The sequence below is a fragment of the Cronobacter universalis NCTC 9529 genome (assembly GCF_001277175.1).
Taxonomy (GTDB): domain Bacteria; phylum Pseudomonadota; class Gammaproteobacteria; order Enterobacterales; family Enterobacteriaceae; genus Cronobacter; species Cronobacter universalis.
In genome coordinates, this window is the sequence record NZ_CP012257.1 from 2,654,621 (window position 1) to 2,675,397 (window position 20,777).

Annotated in this window: 21 protein-coding genes and 1 tRNA gene; 1 reads left to right on the forward strand and 21 read right to left on the reverse strand. The window is 58.1% G+C overall.

Annotation, left to right across the window (positions count from 1 at the left end):
* Window positions 1-4: 4 nt before the first annotated feature.
* The 4 genes from AFK65_RS12265 to uvrY form a co-directional block, all read right to left on the reverse strand.
* A tRNA-Gly gene (locus tag AFK65_RS12265) sits at window positions 5-80 on the reverse strand.
* A 166-nt stretch (window positions 81-246) separates the two neighbouring features.
* Window positions 247-795, reverse strand: coding sequence for a CDP-diacylglycerol--glycerol-3-phosphate 3-phosphatidyltransferase (pgsA, locus tag AFK65_RS12270; protein WP_007699136.1), 549 nt, complete (start codon window positions 793-795; stop codon window positions 247-249).
* A gap of 56 nt (window positions 796-851) precedes the next feature.
* The gene (uvrC, locus tag AFK65_RS12275) at window positions 852-2,684 is read right to left on the reverse strand and encodes an excinuclease ABC subunit UvrC (protein ID WP_038856864.1); all 1,833 of its coding nucleotides are present in this window, start codon (window positions 2,682-2,684) and stop codon (window positions 852-854) included.
* Entirely contained in the window at window positions 2,681-3,337 is a 657-nt protein-coding gene (gene uvrY / locus AFK65_RS12280; protein WP_004387982.1) for a UvrY/SirA/GacA family response regulator transcription factor, read from the reverse strand. The genes uvrC and uvrY overlap by 4 nt, the downstream gene beginning before the upstream one ends.
* Before the next feature lie 482 nt (window positions 3,338-3,819).
* Here uvrY and AFK65_RS12285 point away from each other — a divergent pair, with 482 nt between their 5' ends.
* Complete coding sequence (locus AFK65_RS12285) at window positions 3,820-4,044, forward strand: DUF2594 family protein (protein WP_007699156.1); 225 nt, start codon at window positions 3,820-3,822, stop codon at window positions 4,042-4,044.
* Between the two features lie 73 nt (window positions 4,045-4,117).
* Here the strand turns inward: AFK65_RS12285 and sdiA are convergent, their stop codons facing one another.
* The 17 genes from sdiA to AFK65_RS12370 form a co-directional block, all read right to left on the reverse strand.
* Window positions 4,118-4,843, reverse strand: a complete 726-nt coding sequence (sdiA, locus tag AFK65_RS12290; RefSeq protein ID WP_007699159.1) for a transcriptional regulator SdiA — start codon at window positions 4,841-4,843, stop codon at window positions 4,118-4,120.
* A 251-nt stretch (window positions 4,844-5,094) separates the two neighbouring features.
* A complete protein-coding gene (tcyN, locus tag AFK65_RS12295; protein WP_038856859.1) occupies window positions 5,095-5,847 on the reverse strand; it encodes an L-cystine ABC transporter ATP-binding protein TcyN in 753 nt (250 codons plus the stop codon).
* On the reverse strand, window positions 5,844-6,512 hold the full coding sequence (gene tcyL / locus AFK65_RS12300) for a cystine ABC transporter permease (protein WP_004387977.1): 669 nt from the start codon (window positions 6,510-6,512) through the stop codon (window positions 5,844-5,846). The genes tcyN and tcyL overlap by 4 nt, the downstream gene beginning before the upstream one ends.
* Window positions 6,513-6,535: 23 nt before the next feature.
* A complete protein-coding gene (gene dcyD / locus AFK65_RS12305; RefSeq protein ID WP_038856855.1) occupies window positions 6,536-7,516 on the reverse strand; it encodes a D-cysteine desulfhydrase in 981 nt (326 codons plus the stop codon).
* Between the two features lie 107 nt (window positions 7,517-7,623).
* Window positions 7,624-8,424 carry a cystine ABC transporter substrate-binding protein gene (gene tcyJ / locus AFK65_RS12310; protein WP_032804723.1) on the reverse strand — a complete coding sequence of 267 codons (801 nt, stop codon included), beginning with the start codon at window positions 8,422-8,424 and terminating at the stop codon, window positions 7,624-7,626.
* Window positions 8,425-8,509: 85 nt separating this feature from the next.
* Window positions 8,510-9,058 carry a flagella biosynthesis regulatory protein FliZ gene (gene fliZ, locus AFK65_RS12315; RefSeq protein WP_007699168.1) on the reverse strand — a complete coding sequence of 183 codons (549 nt, stop codon included), beginning with the start codon at window positions 9,056-9,058 and terminating at the stop codon, window positions 8,510-8,512.
* 60 nt (window positions 9,059-9,118) lie between these two features.
* Window positions 9,119-9,838, reverse strand: a complete 720-nt coding sequence (locus AFK65_RS12320) for an RNA polymerase sigma factor FliA (RefSeq protein ID WP_007699171.1) — start codon at window positions 9,836-9,838, stop codon at window positions 9,119-9,121.
* Window positions 9,839-9,970: 132 nt separating this feature from the next.
* Entirely contained in the window at window positions 9,971-11,173 is a 1,203-nt protein-coding gene (locus AFK65_RS12325; protein ID WP_038856852.1) for an acyl-CoA reductase, read from the reverse strand.
* Window positions 11,157-12,239 (reverse strand): LuxE/PaaK family acyltransferase, encoded by a 1,083-nt coding sequence (locus tag AFK65_RS12330; RefSeq protein WP_007699177.1) that lies wholly within the window; start codon window positions 12,237-12,239, stop codon window positions 11,157-11,159. Before AFK65_RS12330 ends, AFK65_RS12325 begins: the two co-directional genes overlap by 17 nt.
* Window positions 12,232-13,647 (reverse strand): AMP-binding protein, encoded by a 1,416-nt coding sequence (locus tag AFK65_RS12335; RefSeq protein WP_038856851.1) that lies wholly within the window; start codon window positions 13,645-13,647, stop codon window positions 12,232-12,234. The genes AFK65_RS12330 and AFK65_RS12335 overlap by 8 nt, the downstream gene beginning before the upstream one ends.
* The gene (locus AFK65_RS22130; protein WP_007699183.1) at window positions 13,644-13,790 is read right to left on the reverse strand and encodes a hypothetical protein; all 147 of its coding nucleotides are present in this window, start codon (window positions 13,788-13,790) and stop codon (window positions 13,644-13,646) included. Before AFK65_RS22130 ends, AFK65_RS12335 begins: the two co-directional genes overlap by 4 nt.
* Window positions 13,787-14,530 carry an SDR family NAD(P)-dependent oxidoreductase gene (locus AFK65_RS12345; protein ID WP_007699186.1) on the reverse strand — a complete coding sequence of 248 codons (744 nt, stop codon included), beginning with the start codon at window positions 14,528-14,530 and terminating at the stop codon, window positions 13,787-13,789. Before AFK65_RS12345 ends, AFK65_RS22130 begins: the two co-directional genes overlap by 4 nt.
* Window positions 14,531-14,542: 12 nt before the next feature.
* Entirely contained in the window at window positions 14,543-15,289 is a 747-nt protein-coding gene (locus tag AFK65_RS12350; RefSeq protein WP_007699189.1) for an SDR family NAD(P)-dependent oxidoreductase, read from the reverse strand.
* 16 nt (window positions 15,290-15,305) lie between these two features.
* Complete coding sequence (locus tag AFK65_RS12355) at window positions 15,306-15,545, reverse strand: hypothetical protein (RefSeq protein WP_007699193.1); 240 nt, start codon at window positions 15,543-15,545, stop codon at window positions 15,306-15,308.
* Between the two features lie 37 nt (window positions 15,546-15,582).
* A complete protein-coding gene (locus tag AFK65_RS12360) occupies window positions 15,583-16,221 on the reverse strand; it encodes a NeuD/PglB/VioB family sugar acetyltransferase (protein WP_007699203.1) in 639 nt (212 codons plus the stop codon).
* Complete coding sequence (locus AFK65_RS12365) at window positions 16,218-17,351, reverse strand: DegT/DnrJ/EryC1/StrS family aminotransferase (protein ID WP_007699206.1); 1,134 nt, start codon at window positions 17,349-17,351, stop codon at window positions 16,218-16,220. The genes AFK65_RS12360 and AFK65_RS12365 overlap by 4 nt, the downstream gene beginning before the upstream one ends.
* 69 nt (window positions 17,352-17,420) lie before the next feature.
* Window positions 17,421-20,771, reverse strand: coding sequence for a bifunctional class I SAM-dependent methyltransferase/glycosyltransferase (locus tag AFK65_RS12370; protein WP_038856850.1), 3,351 nt, complete (start codon window positions 20,769-20,771; stop codon window positions 17,421-17,423).
* Window positions 20,772-20,777: the final 6 nt, after the last annotated feature.

Below are 20,777 nucleotides of genomic sequence, written 5' to 3' on the forward strand. Positions count from 1 at the left end.
AATTTGGAGCGGGAAACGAGACTCGAACTCGCGACCCCGACCTTGGCAAGGTCGTGCTCTACCAACTGAGCTATTCCCGCTTATCGAAGTAACTGAAAGCGAATCGCTTAATCTAATTACTTGATTTACTTACCGTCCGGCGAACCGTGCCGCCGTTCGATGCGTTGCATTCTACTTACCTGACGCAATGAGTCAACGAAATTTTCAGGCAACGCGATTCGTTTGCTGAATTTTACGCCGTATAGATCAACGTTCGAGCAAATCGCCGCGTGCCGCGTTCAAATACTGGAACATCGACCAGAACGTCAGCACGGCGGCGACGAAAAAGAGCGCAATCCCGGCATACTCAATCCACATGTTCGGGCGCCACAGCAAGCCTATCAGCGCGAGCATCTGCGCCGTGGTTTTCACTTTACCGATCCACGAGACCGCCACGCTGCTGCGTTTGCCGAGCTCAGCCATCCATTCACGCAGCGCGGAGATAATAATTTCACGCGCGATCATGGTGGCCGCCGGCAGGGTTATCCACCAGCTGTGATAGTGCTCGACGACCAGCACCATCGCGATACCGACCATCACTTTATCCGCGACCGGGTCGAGAAACGCGCCGAAGCGCGTGCTCTGATTCCAGCGGCGAGCGAGAAAACCATCAAACCAGTCGGTAATCGCCGCAAAGCAGAAGATCAGCGCGCAAAGGAACGGCGCCCAGTGAAAAGGCAGATAGAAGGCAAGCACGAAAAAAGGGATCAGAATGACACGAAACAGCGTCAGCAATGTAGGGATATTAAATCGCATAGTGCAGGTAACTATCTGTCATAATTTGAGATTACCGCTATGTTGCTACATAGCCCTTAATGTTTCAACGAGTAGTAGATCTTTTCTGCAAGAGCCTGAGAGATACCCGGCACTTTCGCAATTTCTTCAACCGACGCGTTCAACAGCGGCTGCAATCCACCCATGTATTTGAGCAACATCTGACGGCGTTTCGGCCCGATGCCTTCAATCGTCTCAAGCGTACTGGTGTTCTTCACTTTGGCACGTTTTTTACGGTGACCGGTAATCGCATGATTGTGCGATTCATCGCGAATATGCTGGATCACATGCAGCGCCGGGGAGTCCGGCGGTAAGGCGAAGCCCTCCCCTTCCGGCTCCAGAAACAGCGTTTCCAGCCCGGCCTTGCGATCGCTGCCTTTCGCCACGCCCAGCAGCAGCGGATGGTGTTTATCCCAGGGCACGTCCAGCTCGGCGAACACCGTCTTCGCCTGGCTCAGCTGTCCTTTGCCGCCATCGATCAGAATTATATCCGGCACTTTACTCTCTTCGATGGCTTTGCCGTAACGACGGCGCAGCACCTGATTCATCGCCGCGTAATCATCGCCCGGCGTGATGTCGGTAATATTATAGCGGCGATATTCCGCCCGCAGCGGCCCGTTGGCGTCAAACACCACGCAGGACGCCACCGTCTGCTCGCCCATCGTATGGCTGATGTCGAAACACTCCATACGCTTTATTTCCGGCAGGTGCAGCGCCTGCGCCAGCGCGGTCAGGCGCTGGCTGATTGTCGACTGCTGAGAAAGCCGCGTGGTCAGCGCCGTCGCCGCGTTGGTGCGCGCAAGCTTGAGGTAGCGCGCGCGATCGCCGCGCGGGCGCGTCTGGACATTCACCCGGCGTCCGGCGATTTCGGTCAGCGTCTCGGCCAGCAGTTCCGGCGTGGTGAGCGGGAAATCAAGCAGGATTTCGCCCGGCAATGTACGCATCTGGCTGCCCTGCAGATAGAACTGCCCGACAAAGGTTTCCACCACTTCCGCAAGCTCAGTGCCGTTCGGCACTTTCGGGTAGTAACTGCGGCTGCCCAAAACTTTCCCCTGGCGGATAAACAGCACATGCAGACAGGCCATGCCCGACTCAAACGCCACGCCGATGACGTCCAGATCGTCGCCGTTATTGGAGACAAACTGTTTTTCCGTCACGCGGCGCACCGCCTGAATCTGATCGCGCAGGCGCGCTGCCTCTTCAAACGCCAGATTCTGGCTCGCCTGTTCCATGCGCGACACCAGCAGGTTGATCACCTGGTCGTCTTTACCGGCGAGAAACAGCCGCACGTACTCCACCTGCTGCGCGTAATCCTCTTCGCTCACCAGCCCTTCGACGCACGGCCCGAGGCAGCGGCCAATCTGATATTGCAGACAAGGACGCGAGCGGTTGCGATAGACGCTGTTCTCGCACTGGCGAATCGGGAAAATCTTTTGCAGCAGCGCGAGGGTTTCACGCACCGCGTAGCCGTTCGGGAACGGGCCGAAATACTCGCCTTTGGCATGTTTCGCGCCGCGATGCGTCGCCAGACGCGGATGCGTATCGCCGCTCAGGAAGATATACGGATAAGATTTGTCATCGCGCAGCAGCACGTTATAGCGCGGCTGGTAGAGCTTAATGTAGTTGTGCTCCAGCAGCAGCGCTTCGGTTTCGGTATGGGTCACCGTCACGTCGATGTTCTGGATTTGCGCCACCAGCGCTTCGGTCTTACGGCTGGCGAGATTGCTGCGGAAATAGCTGGCAAGGCGCTTTTTGAGATCTTTGGCCTTGCCGACGTAGATAACCGTCCCGCTGGCGTCATACATACGGTAGACGCCAGGCTGGCTGGTGACGGTTTTCAGAAACGATTTGGAATCAAAAACTTCACTCACTGACTTGATAAGGTCTCCGCGTTACACAGGCCATGACGGATGGCCAGGTGCGTCAATTCGACGTCGCCGTGAATGTTTAGCTTACTAAACATACGATAGCGGTAGCTGTTGACGGTTTTGGGGCTCAGATTAAGCTGCTCAGAGATTTCATTGACCTTCTGGCCTTTGGTAATCATCAGCATAATCTGCAATTCCCTTTCCGACAAACTTGCGAAGGGAGATTCGCTGCGGTCGGGCTCAATCTGACTGAGCGCCATCTGCTGCGCGATGTCGGAAGCGATATAGCGCCGCCCGGCGTGAACCGATCGGATAGCGCTCACCACTTCGGCGGGAGCCGCACCTTTACTCAGATATCCCGCGGCGCCGGCCTGCATCACTTTGGCCGGAAGCGGATTTTCCGTATGTACGGTAAGCATGATCACTTTAATGTCTGAAGAATAACGAGCGATTTTGCGAGTCGCCTCCAGGCCGCCAATGCCCGGCATGTTCATGTCCATCAGCACCACATCCACAGGGTGAATGCGGCACCATTTGATGGCGTCCTCGCCGCAGCAGGCTTCGCCTGCCACTTTAATGCCCTTCATATCTTCAAGTATGCGTCGTATCCCTGCGCGCACCAGTTCGTGGTCATCAACAAGAAGAACGTTGATCAAAGGAAAACACTCCTCAAAAAGGGATAACGCTGCTGGTAACTTATTCGCCCCATATTAGCGTTTTTTAACTCAACTTTGAAACGCAAAAAATGCACTTACGATCGCATCGGCCGGGTTAAACCCTATTAAAACGCCTTTTTGAACCGATGACACCGCCGCGGGCACTTAAAAACCTGTTAACAATCAAGGCACAGCATTTTTAGGTATAACTTATTACTTACTGGCAATTTAAATACGCTGATAAGCAATTTTTAAATTTACAACGAAGAAACTTATTAGAAACATATATTTTTACCGCTACGTCAGCGAACGCGGAGAAATCCGGCTTAGAGGGTAAAGCTTATTATAATAAGCCAGGCGCGCCGCAAAACGCTCAAAAAAACGGCGCTAATTACTTTTTTGGACCTTGTGGTATACTCCGCCGCCTTAAAACACCGACAGGCGTGCCCGGCGCACGCCGTTACACTGACAGAGGACAAAACATGAGCGCTCCCGATATTTCCACCGCAGAGAACAATCAGGAACTGGCCACCGAAGTGTCCTGCCTGAAATCCCTGCTGACCCTGATGCTGCAGGCGATGGGCCAGGCAGACGCGGGCCGGGTTATCCTTAAAATGGAAAAACAGATAGCTGAAATGGAAGACGAAGCGCAGGCGGCGGTTTACACCAACACTGTTAAGCAAATTAAACAGGCTTACCGCCGTTAATAAAAAAACCGGCTGGAGAGCGGTTATTCTTCCAGCCGGTTCGAATGTCTGACACGCAGAACAAATTACCCGCTCAAATCAGCCCAATGGCAGCAGCATAACAGGCGATTTGCGTTTTGTTCGGAGCATTAAACTTCTTCTGCATATTTTTCTGGTGGAAATTAACGGTATTCTCCGAGATAGATAATATTATCGCTATTTCCGCGGACGTTTTACCTTCCGCCGTCCACTGCAATATCTCTTTTTCTCGCTTACTTAGTTTCATTTCCAGCACGGTCGCCGCCGGATCTTCCAGCCGCATCATCGTGACCAGACTCTGTTCCACTAAATGCTGAAGTCGCAACGCCAGTTCGTCATCCGACATGGAGTGTCCACGCGGGCTGGTTCCAGAGACGGATAAAAATCCCTGGGCGCGGTTAGGCGCAATGACGCACTGCGTTACGCCCTTGACCAGACCGTGGTCGCGCGCGGCAATCCAGAGCTCTTCTGCGGCGCCGGCAAACAGCGCGTCGTTCCAGGAGAGCGGACCTATCTGATAGTTGGCGGGCTTCAGCACCGGATCTATCACGTAGTAATTCTCCGCCTGATAATGCTCAAGCCAGGCTTCAGGATAGGTGGTGTGCAGCGTCAGTTTGGGGCGCGTGAAAGGCACAGGATGACGAACGCAAAGCGCGAAATAATCATATTCCATGTTCTGCGTTTCGGTTTTCAGGAGCGAATAAATATCGGTCGAATCCTGAATTTCCTGAAAGCGGGTCGTCAATTCCCGACGCCAGTTAAAAAAGTCACTTTCCTTCATGCTGTGGGGCGGAACTCCTGTCGTGCTGTAAGCATTATTTTTTGTGATATGACAAAGTAACACATTCTACATAATTATTAATATTAATAATCAGCATTCTGAGCCGGACATTGCGCCAGACGCAAGCTTTAAGGCAAATTAAATCGCTAAGAGACTGTTGATGCTGATTAATTGGTCAGGCGTTTTTAAGGCTTATTTTTAACAGGGTTTCCAGGGAAGCGCCCGGCGCGGGAAACACGCCGGGCAAAGGATCAGGTATTGAGAAATTTATCTAAAAACTGGCGGGTGCGCGGCTGCGTCGGGTTAGTGAACAGGGTTTTCGCTTCGCCCTGCTCCACGATTTTGCCCTGATCCATAAAGATCGCGCGATCGGCGACATCCCGCGCGAAACTCATCTCATGGGTCACAATCACCATTGTGCGCTTCTCCTGCGCCAGCTGGCGAATGGTGTTCAGCACTTCGCCCACCAGTTCAGGATCCAGCGCAGAGGTTGGTTCATCGAACAGAATCACCTCCGGGCGCATCGCCAGCGCGCGGGCGATCGCCACGCGCTGCTGCTGTCCGCCGGACAGGCGCTTCGGGTAGCTGCTTTCCTTGACGGAAAGCCCCACTTTCGCCAGCAGCTCCCGGGCGCGCGCCGTGGCGTCGGCTTTCGGCTCGCCCTTTACGATAACCGGGCCTTCAATAATATTCTCAAGCACCGTGCGATGCGGGAACAGATTGAAGCTCTGGAACACAAAGCCGACCTGCTGGCGCAGCTGGCGTATCAGACTACGCTGTTCGCGAATCGATTTGGCCGTATCAATCGTTATCTCTCCCACGCGCACAGTGCCGCTTTCCGGCTGCTCCAGCAGGTTAATGCTGCGCAGAAGCGTGGTTTTACCGGAGCCGCTGGGGCCGATAATCGCCACCACTTCCCCGGTCTGCACTTCCAGGTCGATGCCGTGCAGCACCGTCTGCCCGTGGAACTTCTTCACCAGGTTTTTGACCTCAATGGCACTCATTTCGGATCGCGCTCCTGTCGGTTTAGCTGGTTTTCAAAATGGTTTTGCAGGGCGGAAAGCACGGTCGCCATCACCCAGTAGATCAGCGACGCGGCCAGATACATGGTAAAGACTTCCAGCGTGCGCGACGTAATGAGCTGCGCCTGACGGAACAGTTCCGGCACCTGAATGGTGGCGGCGAGCGAGGTATCTTTCACCAGGCTGATAAAGCTGTTGCCGAGCGGCGGCAGCGCCACGCGGGCGGCCTGCGGCAGGATGGCGCGACGCAGCGTCTGCCACGGCGTCATGCCGATACTCGCCGCCGCTTCCCACTGCCCTTTGTCGATAGACGAAATCGCCGCGCGAAGCGTCTCGGAGGTATACGCCGCGGTATTAAGCGAAAGGCCGATCATCGCCGCCGGGATCGGATCCAGCTCGATGCCGAACTGCGGCAGGCCGTAGTAAATCATAAACAGCTGCGCGATAAGCGGCGTGCCGCGAAAAATGGAAATATAAAAGCGCGCCAGCCACGACACCGGCCAGAAAGGCGAAAGGCGCATCATCGCCAGCAGAAAGCCTAACACCAGGCCGAAAAACATGCCGCCGATGCTCAGCTGTAGCGTAAAGACGGCCCCTTTCAGAAGAAAGGGCGCCGAATCGATAACCAGTTGGATACTTTCCTGCATTATGTTGATTTCACCCTGCGATTTCAGACATGCGGATGGTACGCGAACAGCGCCGGAGCGCCGCCGGTGTGAATAAAGAGAATCGGGCCGTTATCTTTAAAACGGTTCTGCGCGATGCCGTCGATCAGCCCGGCCATCGCTTTACCGGTATAAACCGGATCCAGCAAAATGCCTTCGAGACGCGCCAGCAGTTTGACCGCCTCCATGCCTTCGTCATTCGGCACGCCGTACCCCGGCGCGAAATAGTCGTCCCACAGCACAATATCGGCCCGCGCTTCCAGCTCCAGCGCCCCGGCGACGCCCTGCTGCAACGCCACGACTTTCGGCTTCTGCAACGCGACGCTTCGCGAAACCGTTACGCCGATAAGCTCGGCGTCGGGCATCCCCTGCTCCAGCCCGACGGCCAGCCCCGCGTGCGTGCCGGCGCTGCCGGAAGCCACCACCACGGAGGACGGTCGCACAATGCCTTCGCACTGCTGCACGATCTCAAGCGTGCTTTCGACATAGCCGAGCGCGCCCAGCACGTTCGAGCCGCCAACCGGAATGACATAAGGCCGGAAGCCCTGCGCTTCAAGGCGCACCGCCAGTTCGTCAAGCTGCTGGCCCGGCGCGTCCAGCGCGTCGCACATCTCCACCTGCACGTTAAAGAGATCCAGCAACAGCCGGTTTCCGTTCGTCAGATAGTTCTCTTCGCGGGTGGCGATCGGATTTTCCAGCAGCGCCACGCAGTGCAGGCCAAGACGCGCGGCGACCGCCGCCGTCTGGCGCACATGGTTAGACTGTATCGCGCCCGCGGTCACCAGCGTGTCGGCCCCTTCGCGCAGCGCCTGGGCTACAAGAAACTCCAGCTTGCGCAGCTTATTGCCGCCCATCGCCACCGGCATCGCGTCGTCGCGCTTGATAAAAATTTCGCGGCCCAGGTAGTCGGACAGGCGCGGCAGGAACTCCAGCGGCGTGGGCGCGCCGATAAGCTCAAGACGCGCAAAGCGGGTAAGATTATGCATGGTGAAACCTCATGCCAGTTCAGCGGTTAAACCGTCATTATGCAGCAATTTTTCGCAGGCATAAAAAAAGGCGCTGATATCAGCACCTTTTTTGCGCAACGAAACCCTTATTTGGTCACGTCCGCGCCAAACCACTTCTCAGAGATTTTCTTCAGCGTGCCATCTTTCTGCATCTCAGCGATGGCGCTGTCGACAGCCTTCACGAAGTCGTCGTTGCCTTTACGCACCGCGACGCCCGCTTCCTGACGAGAGAACGGCTCACCCGCCGCGGCCAGCGTATTGTTGGTTTTCTTCACCAGATCCAGCGCCGCCAGGCGGTCCACCAGAATGGCGTCAATGCGGCCTACGCGCAGGTCCTGATATTTGGTAGGGTCGTCGTCATAGGTGCGGATATCCACACCCTGCACGTTCTGGCGCAGCCACTCTTCGTAGTTGGTGCCAAGACCGACGCCCACTTTCTTGCCCTTGAGATCGGCGGCGGTTTTAATGCTTCCGGCGTTCTCTTTCTTCACCAGCGCCTGAATACCGGAAACGGTATACGGCGTTGAGAAATCATATTTTTTCTTGCGCTCGTCGGAAATAGTGACCTGGTTAATCACCACATCGATACGCTTAGAGTCCAGCGACGCCAGCATCCCGTCCCATTTGGTCGGCTTAAGGGAAGCTTTTACGCCCAGGTGCTTCGCGAGCGCCTCGGCGAACTCCACTTCAAAGCCAGTCAGCTTGCCGTCATCGCCCTGGAAGCTAAACGGCGGATAGGTGCCTTCCAGCCCCACCAGCAGCGTGCCGCGTTCTTTAACTTTATTCAGCAAATTTTCCGCAGCATAGGTTTTCACGCTCATGCCTGCTACCAGCGCGACCGCCATGACGCCCATGAGTGCCTGACGACCAAAAAGTGCAAGTTTCATAAGTACCCCGAATTAACGAAATTGAGTGCTAGTGTAAGTAGTTACGCAAAGAAATCAAAATCACTGTGCTACAACTTATGCTTTTTTAATATATATCAGAAGTTGCCGTTGAGGCGGTTTTCTCCGTCGGGACGGAAGAGATCTGCTGATACTGGGCATACTTACGAAGCGCAATTCGGTAATTATTGGTACTGGTGAGCGGCAGCCACGCCTCAAGATGCTCGTCGAGATTATCCTGACGGGCAAGGGAGAGCGGCACCTGGCGTTGGGTGAGATGCGCGCCGAGACGGCGCAGGCGCACCACATATTCGCGGATCGTGCCGTGGCTCATATCGGTCTGCTCGAAGAGATATTGCTTAAAGCCGATGATATCGAAATAGTTGCTCTGCTCTTTGCAGTGCAGATCGCCGCAGAAGCGACAGAGCGCCACCCAGTCCTGCTTTTCCTGCTCCCAGGTGGTCTCGTCAAGTAGCGTATCAAGCGCAGCGATAGCGACCTTGTTCACAATCTCGCCGCGATGGACCAGCGTAATGCGGTCCAGCAGCTTGTGACAATGGGCACAATGCGTCTGTGAGTGCTTAAAATCTTTAAGGTAGCGGCTCAGGGGCCGCCTTTTAGGTTGCTGCGCCGTCATGATAACTCCTGGTTGTCGTTACTGTATGCGGCATTACCAGGATGATGACGAATCAACAACCTATAGCTTACCCAGCTTGGTTCGCAGACGTTTGATGGCCTGGCTATGCAACTGGCTAACCCTTGACTCGCCCACTTCCAGTACCGCGCCAATCTCTTTGAGATTGAGCTCTTCCTGGTAGTACAGCGTCAGCACCATCTGCTCGCGCTCAGGCAGCGATTCAATCGCTTCCATGACACGCTCGCGCAAATTGCCTTCCAGCAGCTGATGCAGCGGGTTTTCGTTCTGGTTATCTTCCGTCACCAGTTCGATACTATCGCCATGCTCTTCACGCCATTCGTCATAAGAGAACAGTTGACTATTGTTCGTGTCGAGCAACATCTGACGATATTCTTCAAGCGGGATACTCAGTCGCTCTGCGACCTCCAGTTCCGTCGCGTTACGTCCCAGTTCCTGCTCCAGTTGGCCTATTGCCTGCGCCACCTCGCGCGCGTTGCGTCGGACACTGCGCGGCACCCAGTCACGGCTGCGTAGCTCGTCCAGCATCGCGCCACGTATACGCTGCACTGCGTAAGTGGTAAATGCCGTTCCTTGCAGGGCGTCGTAGCGTTCTACAGCATTCAGCAAGCCGATGCCGCCCGCCTGTAACAAATCGTCCAGTTCGACGCTCGCCGGCAAACGCACCTGCAGGCGCAACGCTTCGTGACGCACCAGCGGGACATAACGCTGCCAGAGCGAGTGTTTATCCATTACACCATCAGCGGTATAGAGAGAATTCACGATAAACAGCCCTGCGTTAGTTGAGTTATCGGCGTGATTATCTAATTCTACAGCGCTTTTTAATCGGGAGAATAATGGTCTAAATAAGGGGTTATTTTCAGGTTATGCGCTAAATCACTGAAAATAAGCTGATTAATAAGAAATTAAAGTTAAACGCCGGGTCAGCATTTCGGCCAGCGGATAGCCGTCCCAGAGCAAAGAAAACTGCATACTCTGCCCAATCGGCACCACGCGATCGACGCCGCGCGGTTTGGCGATCGCCAGAAAGCGTTGAAATTCCTCAGGATCTACCCCGTACGTGACGATCGTCTGGCACTTCTCCCCGCACAGCGGCGCGATGTCCAGCAGATCCTGCGCGACATATTCAATAAACAACCCGCTCTGGTGATGATCCGCCAGCAACGCGCCATCCGGCGCGTCAGTTTGCGCCAGGAAGAGACGATTATCCGGCTGCGCGATGCGCCTGAGCGTCGGGTCGTTCACCGTCTGCGCGCAGAACCACGCCAGATTGCTTACCGCCGTCGCAGGCAGCGGCGCGTAGCGCTCGCCGCACCAGTCGCGAAACGCGGGCCAGAACTGCGCGCGCGCTTCATCGGCGCGCTCGCCGGTCCAGACCACCATTTTCGCGGCCGTACACGCCTGCTGGCTCGTCAACAGCGTATCGTTATAAAACGCCTCCAGCAGGCGGGCTTTATCCGGCGCGGCAAGCCACGCGTCGGCGTCGATCACCGCAAAGGAGTAACGATCCGCAAAGGCGATATCCACCGCGCGCGGACGCAGCGCCGAGCGCCGCACCTCGCTGATGGTGCGATCGCCGCCCCAGATAAGCCGCGCGTCGCACAGCGCAGAGAAATAATCGGTCAGCGCTGCGTCGTGCGGGTACTGCACAAGGTAAAGGCTGTCGGCCATCGCGGGCACATGGGCCAGCGCCCCTTTCAGCGCGTCGCAAATCAGCGCGGTCTGGGGAAACGGTTTTGAAGAGAGCCGGACAATATTGGCGTTGCCGGTAAGCAGCCCCGCCGCCAGCGAAAACGCGAAATTCACCGCCACGTTGGACGGGGCGATATGAAACGCCACGCCGCGGCCCTGGGTGATGCCCTGCGGCATAAATTCCTGGCGCAGCTTTTCCAGCGACGCCGGACGACACCAGAACGCCAGGCTCACCACATCGCTGTAGGCGCGCGCGCGCGGGTCGGCCAGCAGCCGGCGGGAGAACTCGCTTAAGAACGTGAGCGTCTCGTCATCGAACGGCGCGCGCGGGCGAAACGCTTCCAGCGCGGCAAGTTGCGCGGCGTCGCCCAGCAGAAAAGTCAGGTTGTCAAAACTGGGCTGCATAAGTGTCGCTACATCCTCTGATTTCGGCCTGTTGCAGGCGTCCGTTAATGCGGAAATATTTACCGTGCCGCCCGCAGGGGCAGTCATCCTCGCCAAGCAAAACGCCCTCATCTTCCGTGAGCAGCGAATGCCCGGGATAGGATTCCGGGATCAGCGACAGCACCTGCACGATCCCCGCGCGCCCCGGCGGACAGACCGAGAAATCGTGCGGATCGCGGATAATCACATCGGAAAAAATACTGGCGTGCAGGTGGCCCTGTTCGCACTGCATGTAAATGCAGCCGGTCTGCTCCACCATGCCGTAATAGTCATAAATGCGCGTCAGCCCGCACACGTCATGCAGCCGGCGGGCGAACTCCTGCGGCGACACCGCTTCGCTGGCGAGCTTTTTCCAGCCGCCGCCGTGGATCAAAATCCCCTGGCTGAGATCGAGCCGCTGGCCGCGTTGCGAAAGCGCCCGCCAGAAATGCTGCCAGATCATAAAAGTGAAACCGAACAGCAGCACCGGTTTGCCCGCGTGTTTTGTGAGAAACGCCGTAATGCCGTCGATATCAAGATTCATCTCGTCATCGAGCGCGAACGCGCGATCGGCGCCGAAGATCGAAAACCCCAGAATGCCCGCGCCGCGCGCGGAAAACATAGTGCGATCCTTCAGTACCGACGGCGCATCGATAATCAGCATCGGTAGACGTCCCGCGCCGGTAAAGGCGCTGACGATCTTCACAAGCGTTTTTTGCTGATTGGCCGCCGTTTGCTTATCAAGATAAATGCGCGATACCGCCTGGCCCGTGGTGCCGGAAGAGGTCATTACCTTCACGGCCTCGTCGGGCGGGATGCTCGCAAGCGTCAGGGTTTTAAACAGCGACACCGGCAGAAACGGCACGTCCTCCGGCGCGTTCAGCGCGGCGACATCCACGCCGAGGCCGTCAAGCATGGCGCGGTACGGCGCGCAGTTCGCGCGGTGATGTTCCGTCAGCCATTGCAGGCGCTGCGTCATCAGCGCGCGCTTTTCATCACGCGCCAGCGAATAAGGGGGTTGCTGTAACCACTGCGCGTAATCAAGCACTGAGCGCCTCCAGTTGTGCGTAAAGCGTTTTTCCGGCCGCGTTTTTGGGAATCGCTTCCAGGATCACCACGCGAAACGCGCTGTGGTGCAACTGGCAGGTCTGCGCCAGCCAGCTTTTTACCGTTTCGGCCTGGGTTTGATCGGTGAGAAACAGCGTAATGCGGTCATCGACACCGCCTGTCGCGCACTCCAGCCCTACAAAGTGGTTTTTCACCAGCTGTTCCAGCTCATCGAGCCCGACGCGGTTGCCGAACACTTTCAGGAACCGTTTTTTGCGCCCCACGATGGTATACACGCCGTTGTCGTCGCGACGGGCCAGATCGCCTGTCGCGAGCCGCCCTTTGAAATCATCGCCGCGCGCCAGACACGCACGTTCCTGCGCGTAACCATGACAGACGTTCGCGCCGTAATAGATAAGCTCGCCAGCCACACCCGTCGCGGTAATTTCCGCGCCGTTTTCATCTTCAAGCGTAAAGCGCCCGCCCGGAATGGCCACCCCCATCGCGCCCGGCATTGTTGCCGCGTGCTCCGCAGGCAAATAGCCCATCCGCGAGGTGGCTTCCGACGCGCCATACATCACTACGAAACGCTTGCCCTGCTCCTGCGCCCAGGCGGCGAACGCCTCATGCAGCGCCGCGGAGAGCTTGCCGCCCGCCTGCGTTAAGGTGCGCAGCGACGGCAGCGTCATGCGCATAAAGCGCAGCTTATTGAGGATTTCGAAGGTATAAGGCACGCCCGCGAGCGACGTGGCCTGCTGGCTTTTCACAAACGCCCAGAACCCCGGCTGCACCGGGCCGCTGCGGGTCATCAGCAGCGTCGCCCCTTGCGCCAGGTGGGAATGAATCACCGATAAACCATACACATAGTTCATCGGCAGATAGACCAGCGGACGCTCGTTCGCGTCAATCGCCAGATAGTCGCAGATGCTCGCGCAGTTGCTGAGGAGATTCTCATAACTCTGGCGCACCAGCTTCGGGCTGCCGGTCGAGCCGGAGGTGGTGATGAGCAGCGCCAGCGCGTCGTCCATCGCCGGCGCCGGCTCATGGGTCGCGATAAGCTGATAACCGTCGTGGCGCAGCAGCACCTCGCCCGGCCACGCGCGGCCTTCCGGCAGCCAGAGAAAACCAGGCCGCCAGCGCGCGAACAGCGCATCAGCCAGCGTCTCATCGAGCTGGCCGTCGAGCATCACCGGCACCGCGCGGGCGTTCAGCGCCGCCAGGTAACCGGTGAGCGACGCCGCGCTGTTTTCGCAAAAGCAGAACATCAGCGAGCGGGCGGGCAGATGCGCGCGCACCTGCGCCACGCGATCGGCCAGCTCGCCATACGAGAGCGTCGCGCCGCCGTCTTCAGTCAGCGCCACGGCATCGCGCGGCGCCTGTGTCAGTTGCCAGAAAGGCGCATCCGTCATAGCACCGCGTCCAGAATCTGTTGTGTGACCTGTGGCGCGGTCAGGCCGCACTGCTCCAGCATCCAGGCGTATTCGCCCGCCGGGCCGTAGCCCTGAGGAATGAAGAAATTTATCTGAACATTTTTAGCCGCACAGCAGTTCATCGCATACCACCATCAACCCGTATCGTTTGGCCCGTTACATACGATGAAAGATCCGATACCAGCCAGACGGCGGCGGCGGCTATCTCCTGCGGCGCGCCGAGGCGGCGCAGATCGGTGCCATTACGTGTCTCTTCGATAACGTAATCCGGCATGGCTGAAAGCATGTCCGTTTCGGTCATGCCCGGCGCGATGCAGTTGGCGCGAATCCCCTGCTCGCCCAGCTCCGTGGCGATGGTGCGGGTCAGCGCCACAACGGCCGCTTTGGCCGCGCCATAGGCCGCTTTACCTGAATTACCATCCTCGGCAGCGGTCGAAGCGATATTCACAATGCTGCCAAAACGCTGGCGCGTCATCAGCTTTGACACCATCTGAGTCAGGCTGAACAGCGAGAAAAAATTCACCTCAAACTGTTCTCGCAGCGTCTGCATGGTGGTCATCTGGAACAGCGCGTTCCAGATAACACCTGCGTTGTTAACCAGCGCGTGCAGCGGACGCTTGTCGCTCATCAGCCGTTTTACCGCGCCTTTCATCGCGTCGTTATCGGTCAGATCAAAGCACAGCGGCCAGATCTCGACCTGGTAACGTTCGGCAAGCGCCGCCATGTCGGCCAGAAATTCCGGCGTTTCGCTGCGCGCATGGGCGTAAATGCACGCGCCTTCGGCGGCGAAAGCCTCCACCATCGCGCGCCCGATACCGCGCGCGCAACCGGTGATAATGACGTTTTTCTCTTTTAACAACATGGGCTTCCCCTTTTAATAACCGATCCCGCCGTCGACGCGCAGCACCTGGCCCGTCACGTAACTCGCCGCGTCAGAGCCGAGCCATACCAGCGTGTCGGCCACTTCATCCGCCCGCCCGGTACGGCGCAGGGCGCTTTGCGCGAGCTTGCTGTCCACCACGTCGCTTGCGAGGTTTTCGGTCATCGCCGTGGCGATAACGCCCGGCGCCACCGCGTTCACGCGAATGCCCTGCGGCCCCAGCTCAATGGAGAGCGTTTTGGTCGCCGCCACCATCGCGGCTTTCGAGGCCGCGTAGGCGAGCTGCCCGCTGTTGCCGTCGAGGCCGGAAATGCTCGCGATATTAATGATGCTGCCGCGTTTATTGCGCAGCATCAGGCGCGTCAGGTACTGGGTGAACACCATCTGTGAAAAGAAGTTGATGGCGAAGGTCTTGTGCAACTGCTCCATGGTGACCATCGGGAACAGCGCGTCGAGCGTTACGCCCGCAACGTTCACCAGGATATCCACCGGCACTTTCGCTTTCTGAATCGCCATCGCGGCCTGCTTGATGGACGCGTCGTCCAGCAGATCAAAGCAAATGGGCGTGATGGTCACGCCATATTGCGAAGAAAGTTCAGCGATTTGCGCGCTGAACGCCGCGTCTTCCTGCTGAACGCAGGCGAAGATATTCGCCCCGTGGCGCGCGTAGGCGACCATCGTGGCGTTGCCGATCCCCTGTAAACAACCGGTGATCACCGCGTTTTTTCCTGCGAGCAGCATGCTGACCTCCGTCATATCAGGCGATTTCAACGTCGTATTTTTGCAGGATCTCTTTACCTTTCTGCCAGGAAGTAAAGTCAATGATGTCTTCAGTATCCATCATGATGTCGAAGGTTTCTTCCAGTGCGGCGATCATGGTCATGTGGCCAACGGAATCCCAGGACGGGGTGTCCTGATATTGGTAATCCGCGAGCGCCTCTTCCGGCACTTCAAAGGTTTCCATAAAAATGGTGTTGTACTTCGCTAAGTTAGTCATGGTCATACTCCAGATAAAAAATGTTCTGTCGCGGCGCTTATTTAAACACCTTGCCTTCGGTATTCTGGCGCATCGCCCTGGCCGGGTTGCCCAGTACGATCGTGGCGTCCGCCACGTCGCTGAAGACTGCCGATCCCATGCCGACGATAGCGTCATCGCCGATGCGGGTCTGTTCTTTTACGCAACTGTTCATGCCGATAAACACGCGCTCGCCCACCACGCAGTGGCCCGCCAGCGCTACCATTCCTGATACCACGCTATTTTCCCCTATAACGCAGTCGTGACCGACGCAGGCGCGCGGCAGGATCAGTGCGTTTTTGCCAATCGTCACGCCGCAGGAAATAAAAACGCCATTGCAGAGGATCGCGCCGGGGCGGATCTCGCTTTGCGACGGAACATCGACATTCGGGTGAATAAGCGTGGCGAGCGGCGCGACGCCTGAGAGCTTCTGCGCCAGGCGCTGACGCAGCGCGGGTTCGCCGATAGCGATAGCCACTTCGCACTCCGCCGGGCGCGCGTCGAAACGCACCACCGCCGCGCCGTAGACCTCCTGCGCGTCGGTCACGTCGTCAATAAAGAAAATCTCGCGCCAGCGCGACGTGCACTGGTTAATGGCGCGCGCCAGCATCAGCACCTCGCGCCCTAACCCGCCTGCGCCGTAAATACCAAGCTTCATGCCACTTTCTCCGCAAGCCCCAGCGCGGCCTGCGCGCGGATGGCGTCCACCACGCGGCGCTGATCGTCTTCGGTCAGATCCGGGAAGATAGGCAGACACAGGATGCGCTCGGCGATACCCGTCGCTATCGGCAGGTGTTGCGGCTGCGCCGACGGCAGATGGCGATACATCGAGAACGCGCTGATCAGCGGGTAGAAATAGCGGCGCGAGTAAATATTTTCAGCTTTCAGTGCTTCATAGAGCGCGTCGCGGCTTACCGGGAACGCCTCGTTCACGCGGATCGGGAAGTAAGAATGGTTCCACTCCACATCATCAGGCGCGCTGAAGGTTTCGATGCCAGGGATATCAGCCAGCCACTCGCAGTAGCGGTCATGAATTGCGGCGCGGTTCGCCAGCGCTTTATCGATATGCCCAAGCTGCACCAGACCAAACGCCGCCTGCACTTCGTTCATTTTGGCGTTGATGCCCGGCGCCACAACCGTAGTTTCCCCGGCGAAGCCGAAGTTTTTCAGGTAGTCGATGCGCTGTTTCATGCGCGCGTCCGGGCAGATGATCGCCCCGCCCTCAAACGTGTTGAAAACTTTGGTGGCGTGGAAGCTCAGGATCGACAGATCCCCGCAGTTCAGGATGCTCTGGTGGTTTTTCTTCACGCCGAACGCATGCGCGGCGTCATAAATTACCTTCAGGCCCCAGGCGTCGGCGATGGACTGAATTTTGTCGACATCGCACGGCAGGCCGTAGCAGTGGACCGGCAGGATAGCCGAGGTCGCTGGCGTTATCAGCTGTTCGATTTTGTTCGGGTCGATGTTGCAGGTGACCGGATCGATATCGGCGAAAACCGGCGTCAGGCCGTTCCACAGCAGCGAATGCGAGGTGGCGACGAACGAATACGGGGTGGTGATCACTTCACCCGTAATGCGCAGCGCCTGAAGCGCGGTCAGTAATGCCAGCGTGCCGTTGGAAAACAGGCAGAGGTGTTCCACGCCGAGATACTCCGCGAGCCGGGTCTCCAGCTCCTGATGAAACGGGCCGCCGTTGGTCAGGTATTTGTTTTCCCAGATCTGCTCAAGATACGGGATAAACTCCTCCAGCGGCGGAAGCAGCGGGCTGGTGACAAAAAGATTTTGCATAGTACACCTCGGTGTTTTACACCAAACGTTTCCGGCCCCGGCCGGTATGGGTGATGCCGTCGCGACGCGTTATTCCTCAACGAAGAACGAACGCGGCGCCTCTCCGGTACAGTAAATTTTCCACGCTTCGCGCAGCCCTTTTTCAAAGGTGTCAGCCACCCGGAACCCGTCGGCGTTATCGGTCGGGATGCGGCTGCGCATAGAGAGGCGAATCGCGTTCAGTTCCTCAAAGCGGCCCTGCCAGGAGAGCGCTTTTTCGATGTAGTCCGCTTTGTCATTCGCCACGAATTCCGGCAATCCATAGCCGTTCATTGTTTCAACTCCCTGACGCCCCGCCATAGTTTCGCCGCAGAGCGTGAGCGTAGGAACGCCCATCCACGCGCCGTGGTTGGTGGTGGTGCCGCCGGTATACGGGAAGGCGTCGAGCAAAATATCGATGTGATGGTGGTATTCGAGATACTCGATAAGCCCGGTGCGCGTTCTGAAAATGAGCTGTTCCGGGCGCGCGCCGAAATGCGTCAGGCGGCGCGTCATCATGGCTATCATCTCGTCATCGGCCATAAAGCCCATCAGCAGCTTCGCACTGGGTTCGCGCACCAGAATTTGCGCCCAGAGTTCGAGCACCTCATCGTTGACCTTTTTCGGACGGTTAAAGCTCGCGAAGGTCAGATGACCGTTACGCAGCGCCGGCAGCGGATTCACATCCGGGCTTTGCGGATGTGGCCCAAAAATTTTGCGCATCGGCACCCAGATGATCTGCTCGGTAAACTGCTCAGCGAGCCCTGGCGGGCTTGCGAGCGTAGACGACAGCAGACGGTAATCCATTGCCGGCACGCCGGTGGTGCCGGGGTAGCCAATCCAGGTCATTTGCAGCGGCGCCGGACGCAGCGCGAACATCGGCAGTCGCGTCCAGGTGGTATGGCCGGAGAGATCGATAAGAATATCCACGCCATCGTCGTTGATCTGGCGCGCCAGTTCGCGATCGCTTAACTGATACACGTCACGCCACAGCACGGCGCCCGCGCGCAGGTGAGCGGTGACCTCGTCATGCATCGGCGCGGCGTTATAGCCCACCAGCTCAAACTGCGTGCGGTCAAACGACGCCCAGAACGGCAGCAGAAAGTTGCTGACCGGGTGCGTGCGCAGATCGCCTGAAACAAACCCCACGCGCAGTTTGCGGTTCGGATCTTTCATATTATTAAGCGGCAGATCGAGCGCGCAGCGTATGGCGTGGGCGGTAACGCGTTCGCCATATTCGCGGTGCTTCGCCAGAAGTTCCTGCGCGCTGACGCGATTGTCATGGGTCAATACGAACAGCAGACTGGTAAAGCAGTCAAAATCCTGCGGCGCTATCTCAAGGGATTTCTCCAGGAAGTAACGCGCTTCGTCGAGCTTCTGGTTATCGCTCAGCACCACGCCCATCATCGCCAGATAGCGCGGGTTGCGCGGCTGGAAGCGAAACGCCTCGCGGGCGCATTTTTCCGCGAGCGTCATATCGCCGCGCGCGTGATAAAGCGTACCGAGCGAGTTCCAGAATCCGGCGTTTTTCTCATCGAGACGCAGCAGACCTTGCACCACTTTTTTAGCGTTGAAATGGTCGAGCGTTTTTTGCAGCGCGGTCGCCAAATCGTAGTAGATATCAAGGCTTGAGAAGTAATGGCCCATCAGGCGGCAAAGCGCCTCCAGCGCCTCGTCCCACGCGCCGGTCAGCACGCAGGTGCGTGAGTAGCAGCGCAGGACATGCATATTCTGCGGGTCCTGCGCCAGCAGCTCGCGGGTATACTCGCGCGCTTCTTTCGCCATCCCTTTGCCAATCAGCCGGTTCGCCTCTTCATAGACGGCATCCATCTCGACGCTGTCGGTCTGGCTGTCGGCGTCCATATTGGTTTCGCTTTGCAGCAGGCCGCCGCGCCGCTCGCTGACGCTTAACAGCAGCAGCGTATTCAGGCACTGTTTCAGCCACGCTACCTTGCCGGTGCGCAAAAACGGCTGAATGGCGTTTTTCCAGGCCAGCGGCGAGCCGTTCAGCAGGCCGCGAATGCGCAGCGCGGTAAAACTCGCCCACGCCTCGTCATCGGTCTCGCACATGCCGTCGCGCAGCCAGCGCCAGTGCGCGGGCGCGACGGTGACCGCCTCGCCCCACAGGTTCAACACGCGCGTTTCTTCGTCGGTCTCAGGCAGCGGCGCAACCGGCGTCAGAATGTCGTTTTCCGCCAGGTTATACGGCCCCGGTATCGCACTCCAGTGCAGCCCGTCGAGGTTATTGAGAAACAGATCGCGCAGCGATTCCAGCACCAGTTTGCGGGTGTCGTCGGCCGGACGTTCCGGCAGACGGCAGTTAAAGATCAGCTGGTCAACGCTCAGGCTCATCGGCCAGGCGCCCGCCAGCAGGTCGAGAATTTGCAGCGTCACCGGGTTTTCAGTACGCACCGGCACGCCGGACTGTGAAATATGGCCGCTGACCGCTTTCCCGTTAATAGTGAAAACACGGGTGAAGTTGCCCGCCCAGTGCAGCGACTCAAGGATTGCCAAATCCGGGACGAACGAGGGCTCTGCCGCGCCTGTGGCGCACAGCAGGGTGAAACGCTCGCGGCGGTTGACCGCGAAATCGAGATACTGGCGCGCGCTGTGGCGATCGCTCTGCCCGGCGATCATGGCGTGGAGCTGCTGGTGGCGCTCGCCATATGACGCGGCAAGCTCGGTCTGCGGGAGCGCATCGCCGATGCAGGCCAGATCCAGCGCCTGCATCTCGCGGACGAAATCGGTGTAATTGCGGGCTGGCGCGTCGCTGACAGGATAACGCTGCATCAGCGATGCATCGTCCAGCGCTTCGGCTTCCAGCACCTGGGTTTTCAGCGCGCCGTCCGGCAGCGTCATCGCCAGATACCCGAGCATGGCGCGCGCCGAAGCGAGCTGTTCGTGCTGGCTTGCGGCGCGCTGGCCGTGAAACGCGAGCGCGTCGCGAAGCGTGGCGTCATCGCGGTTATCCGCAAGCGCCATGTGATACGCAATGATCCCCTGGGCGGAGAGATGCTGACGACACCAGCGCAGCAGCGCGTCGCGCGTGTCTGCGTCGGTGCGCGAAAAAAGGCCGTGAATGATGATGTAGTCAAACTCGCCCGGCGACACCGCCAGCAGATCGCCAAGACCTGCGGCGAAGAGCTCGATATTGTTAAGGCCGCTTGCCTGGATCTGTTGCTGCCCCTCGCCGATACGCGCTTCATCAAGGTCGATCCCAAGCGCGATGCTGTTCGGCCAGGCGCGGGCGTGCGCGATGAGCGCCTCGCCTGCCCCACAGCCAATCTCCAGCACCCGCGCGAAAGCAGGCGTCGTCGCCGCTACGTGGTTAAGCGCGGCGCTGGCGTGCAGGGCGACAGGGCTAATGCGGTGTTCCGGGTAGAGCGTCTTCACATCATTCATCCGTTT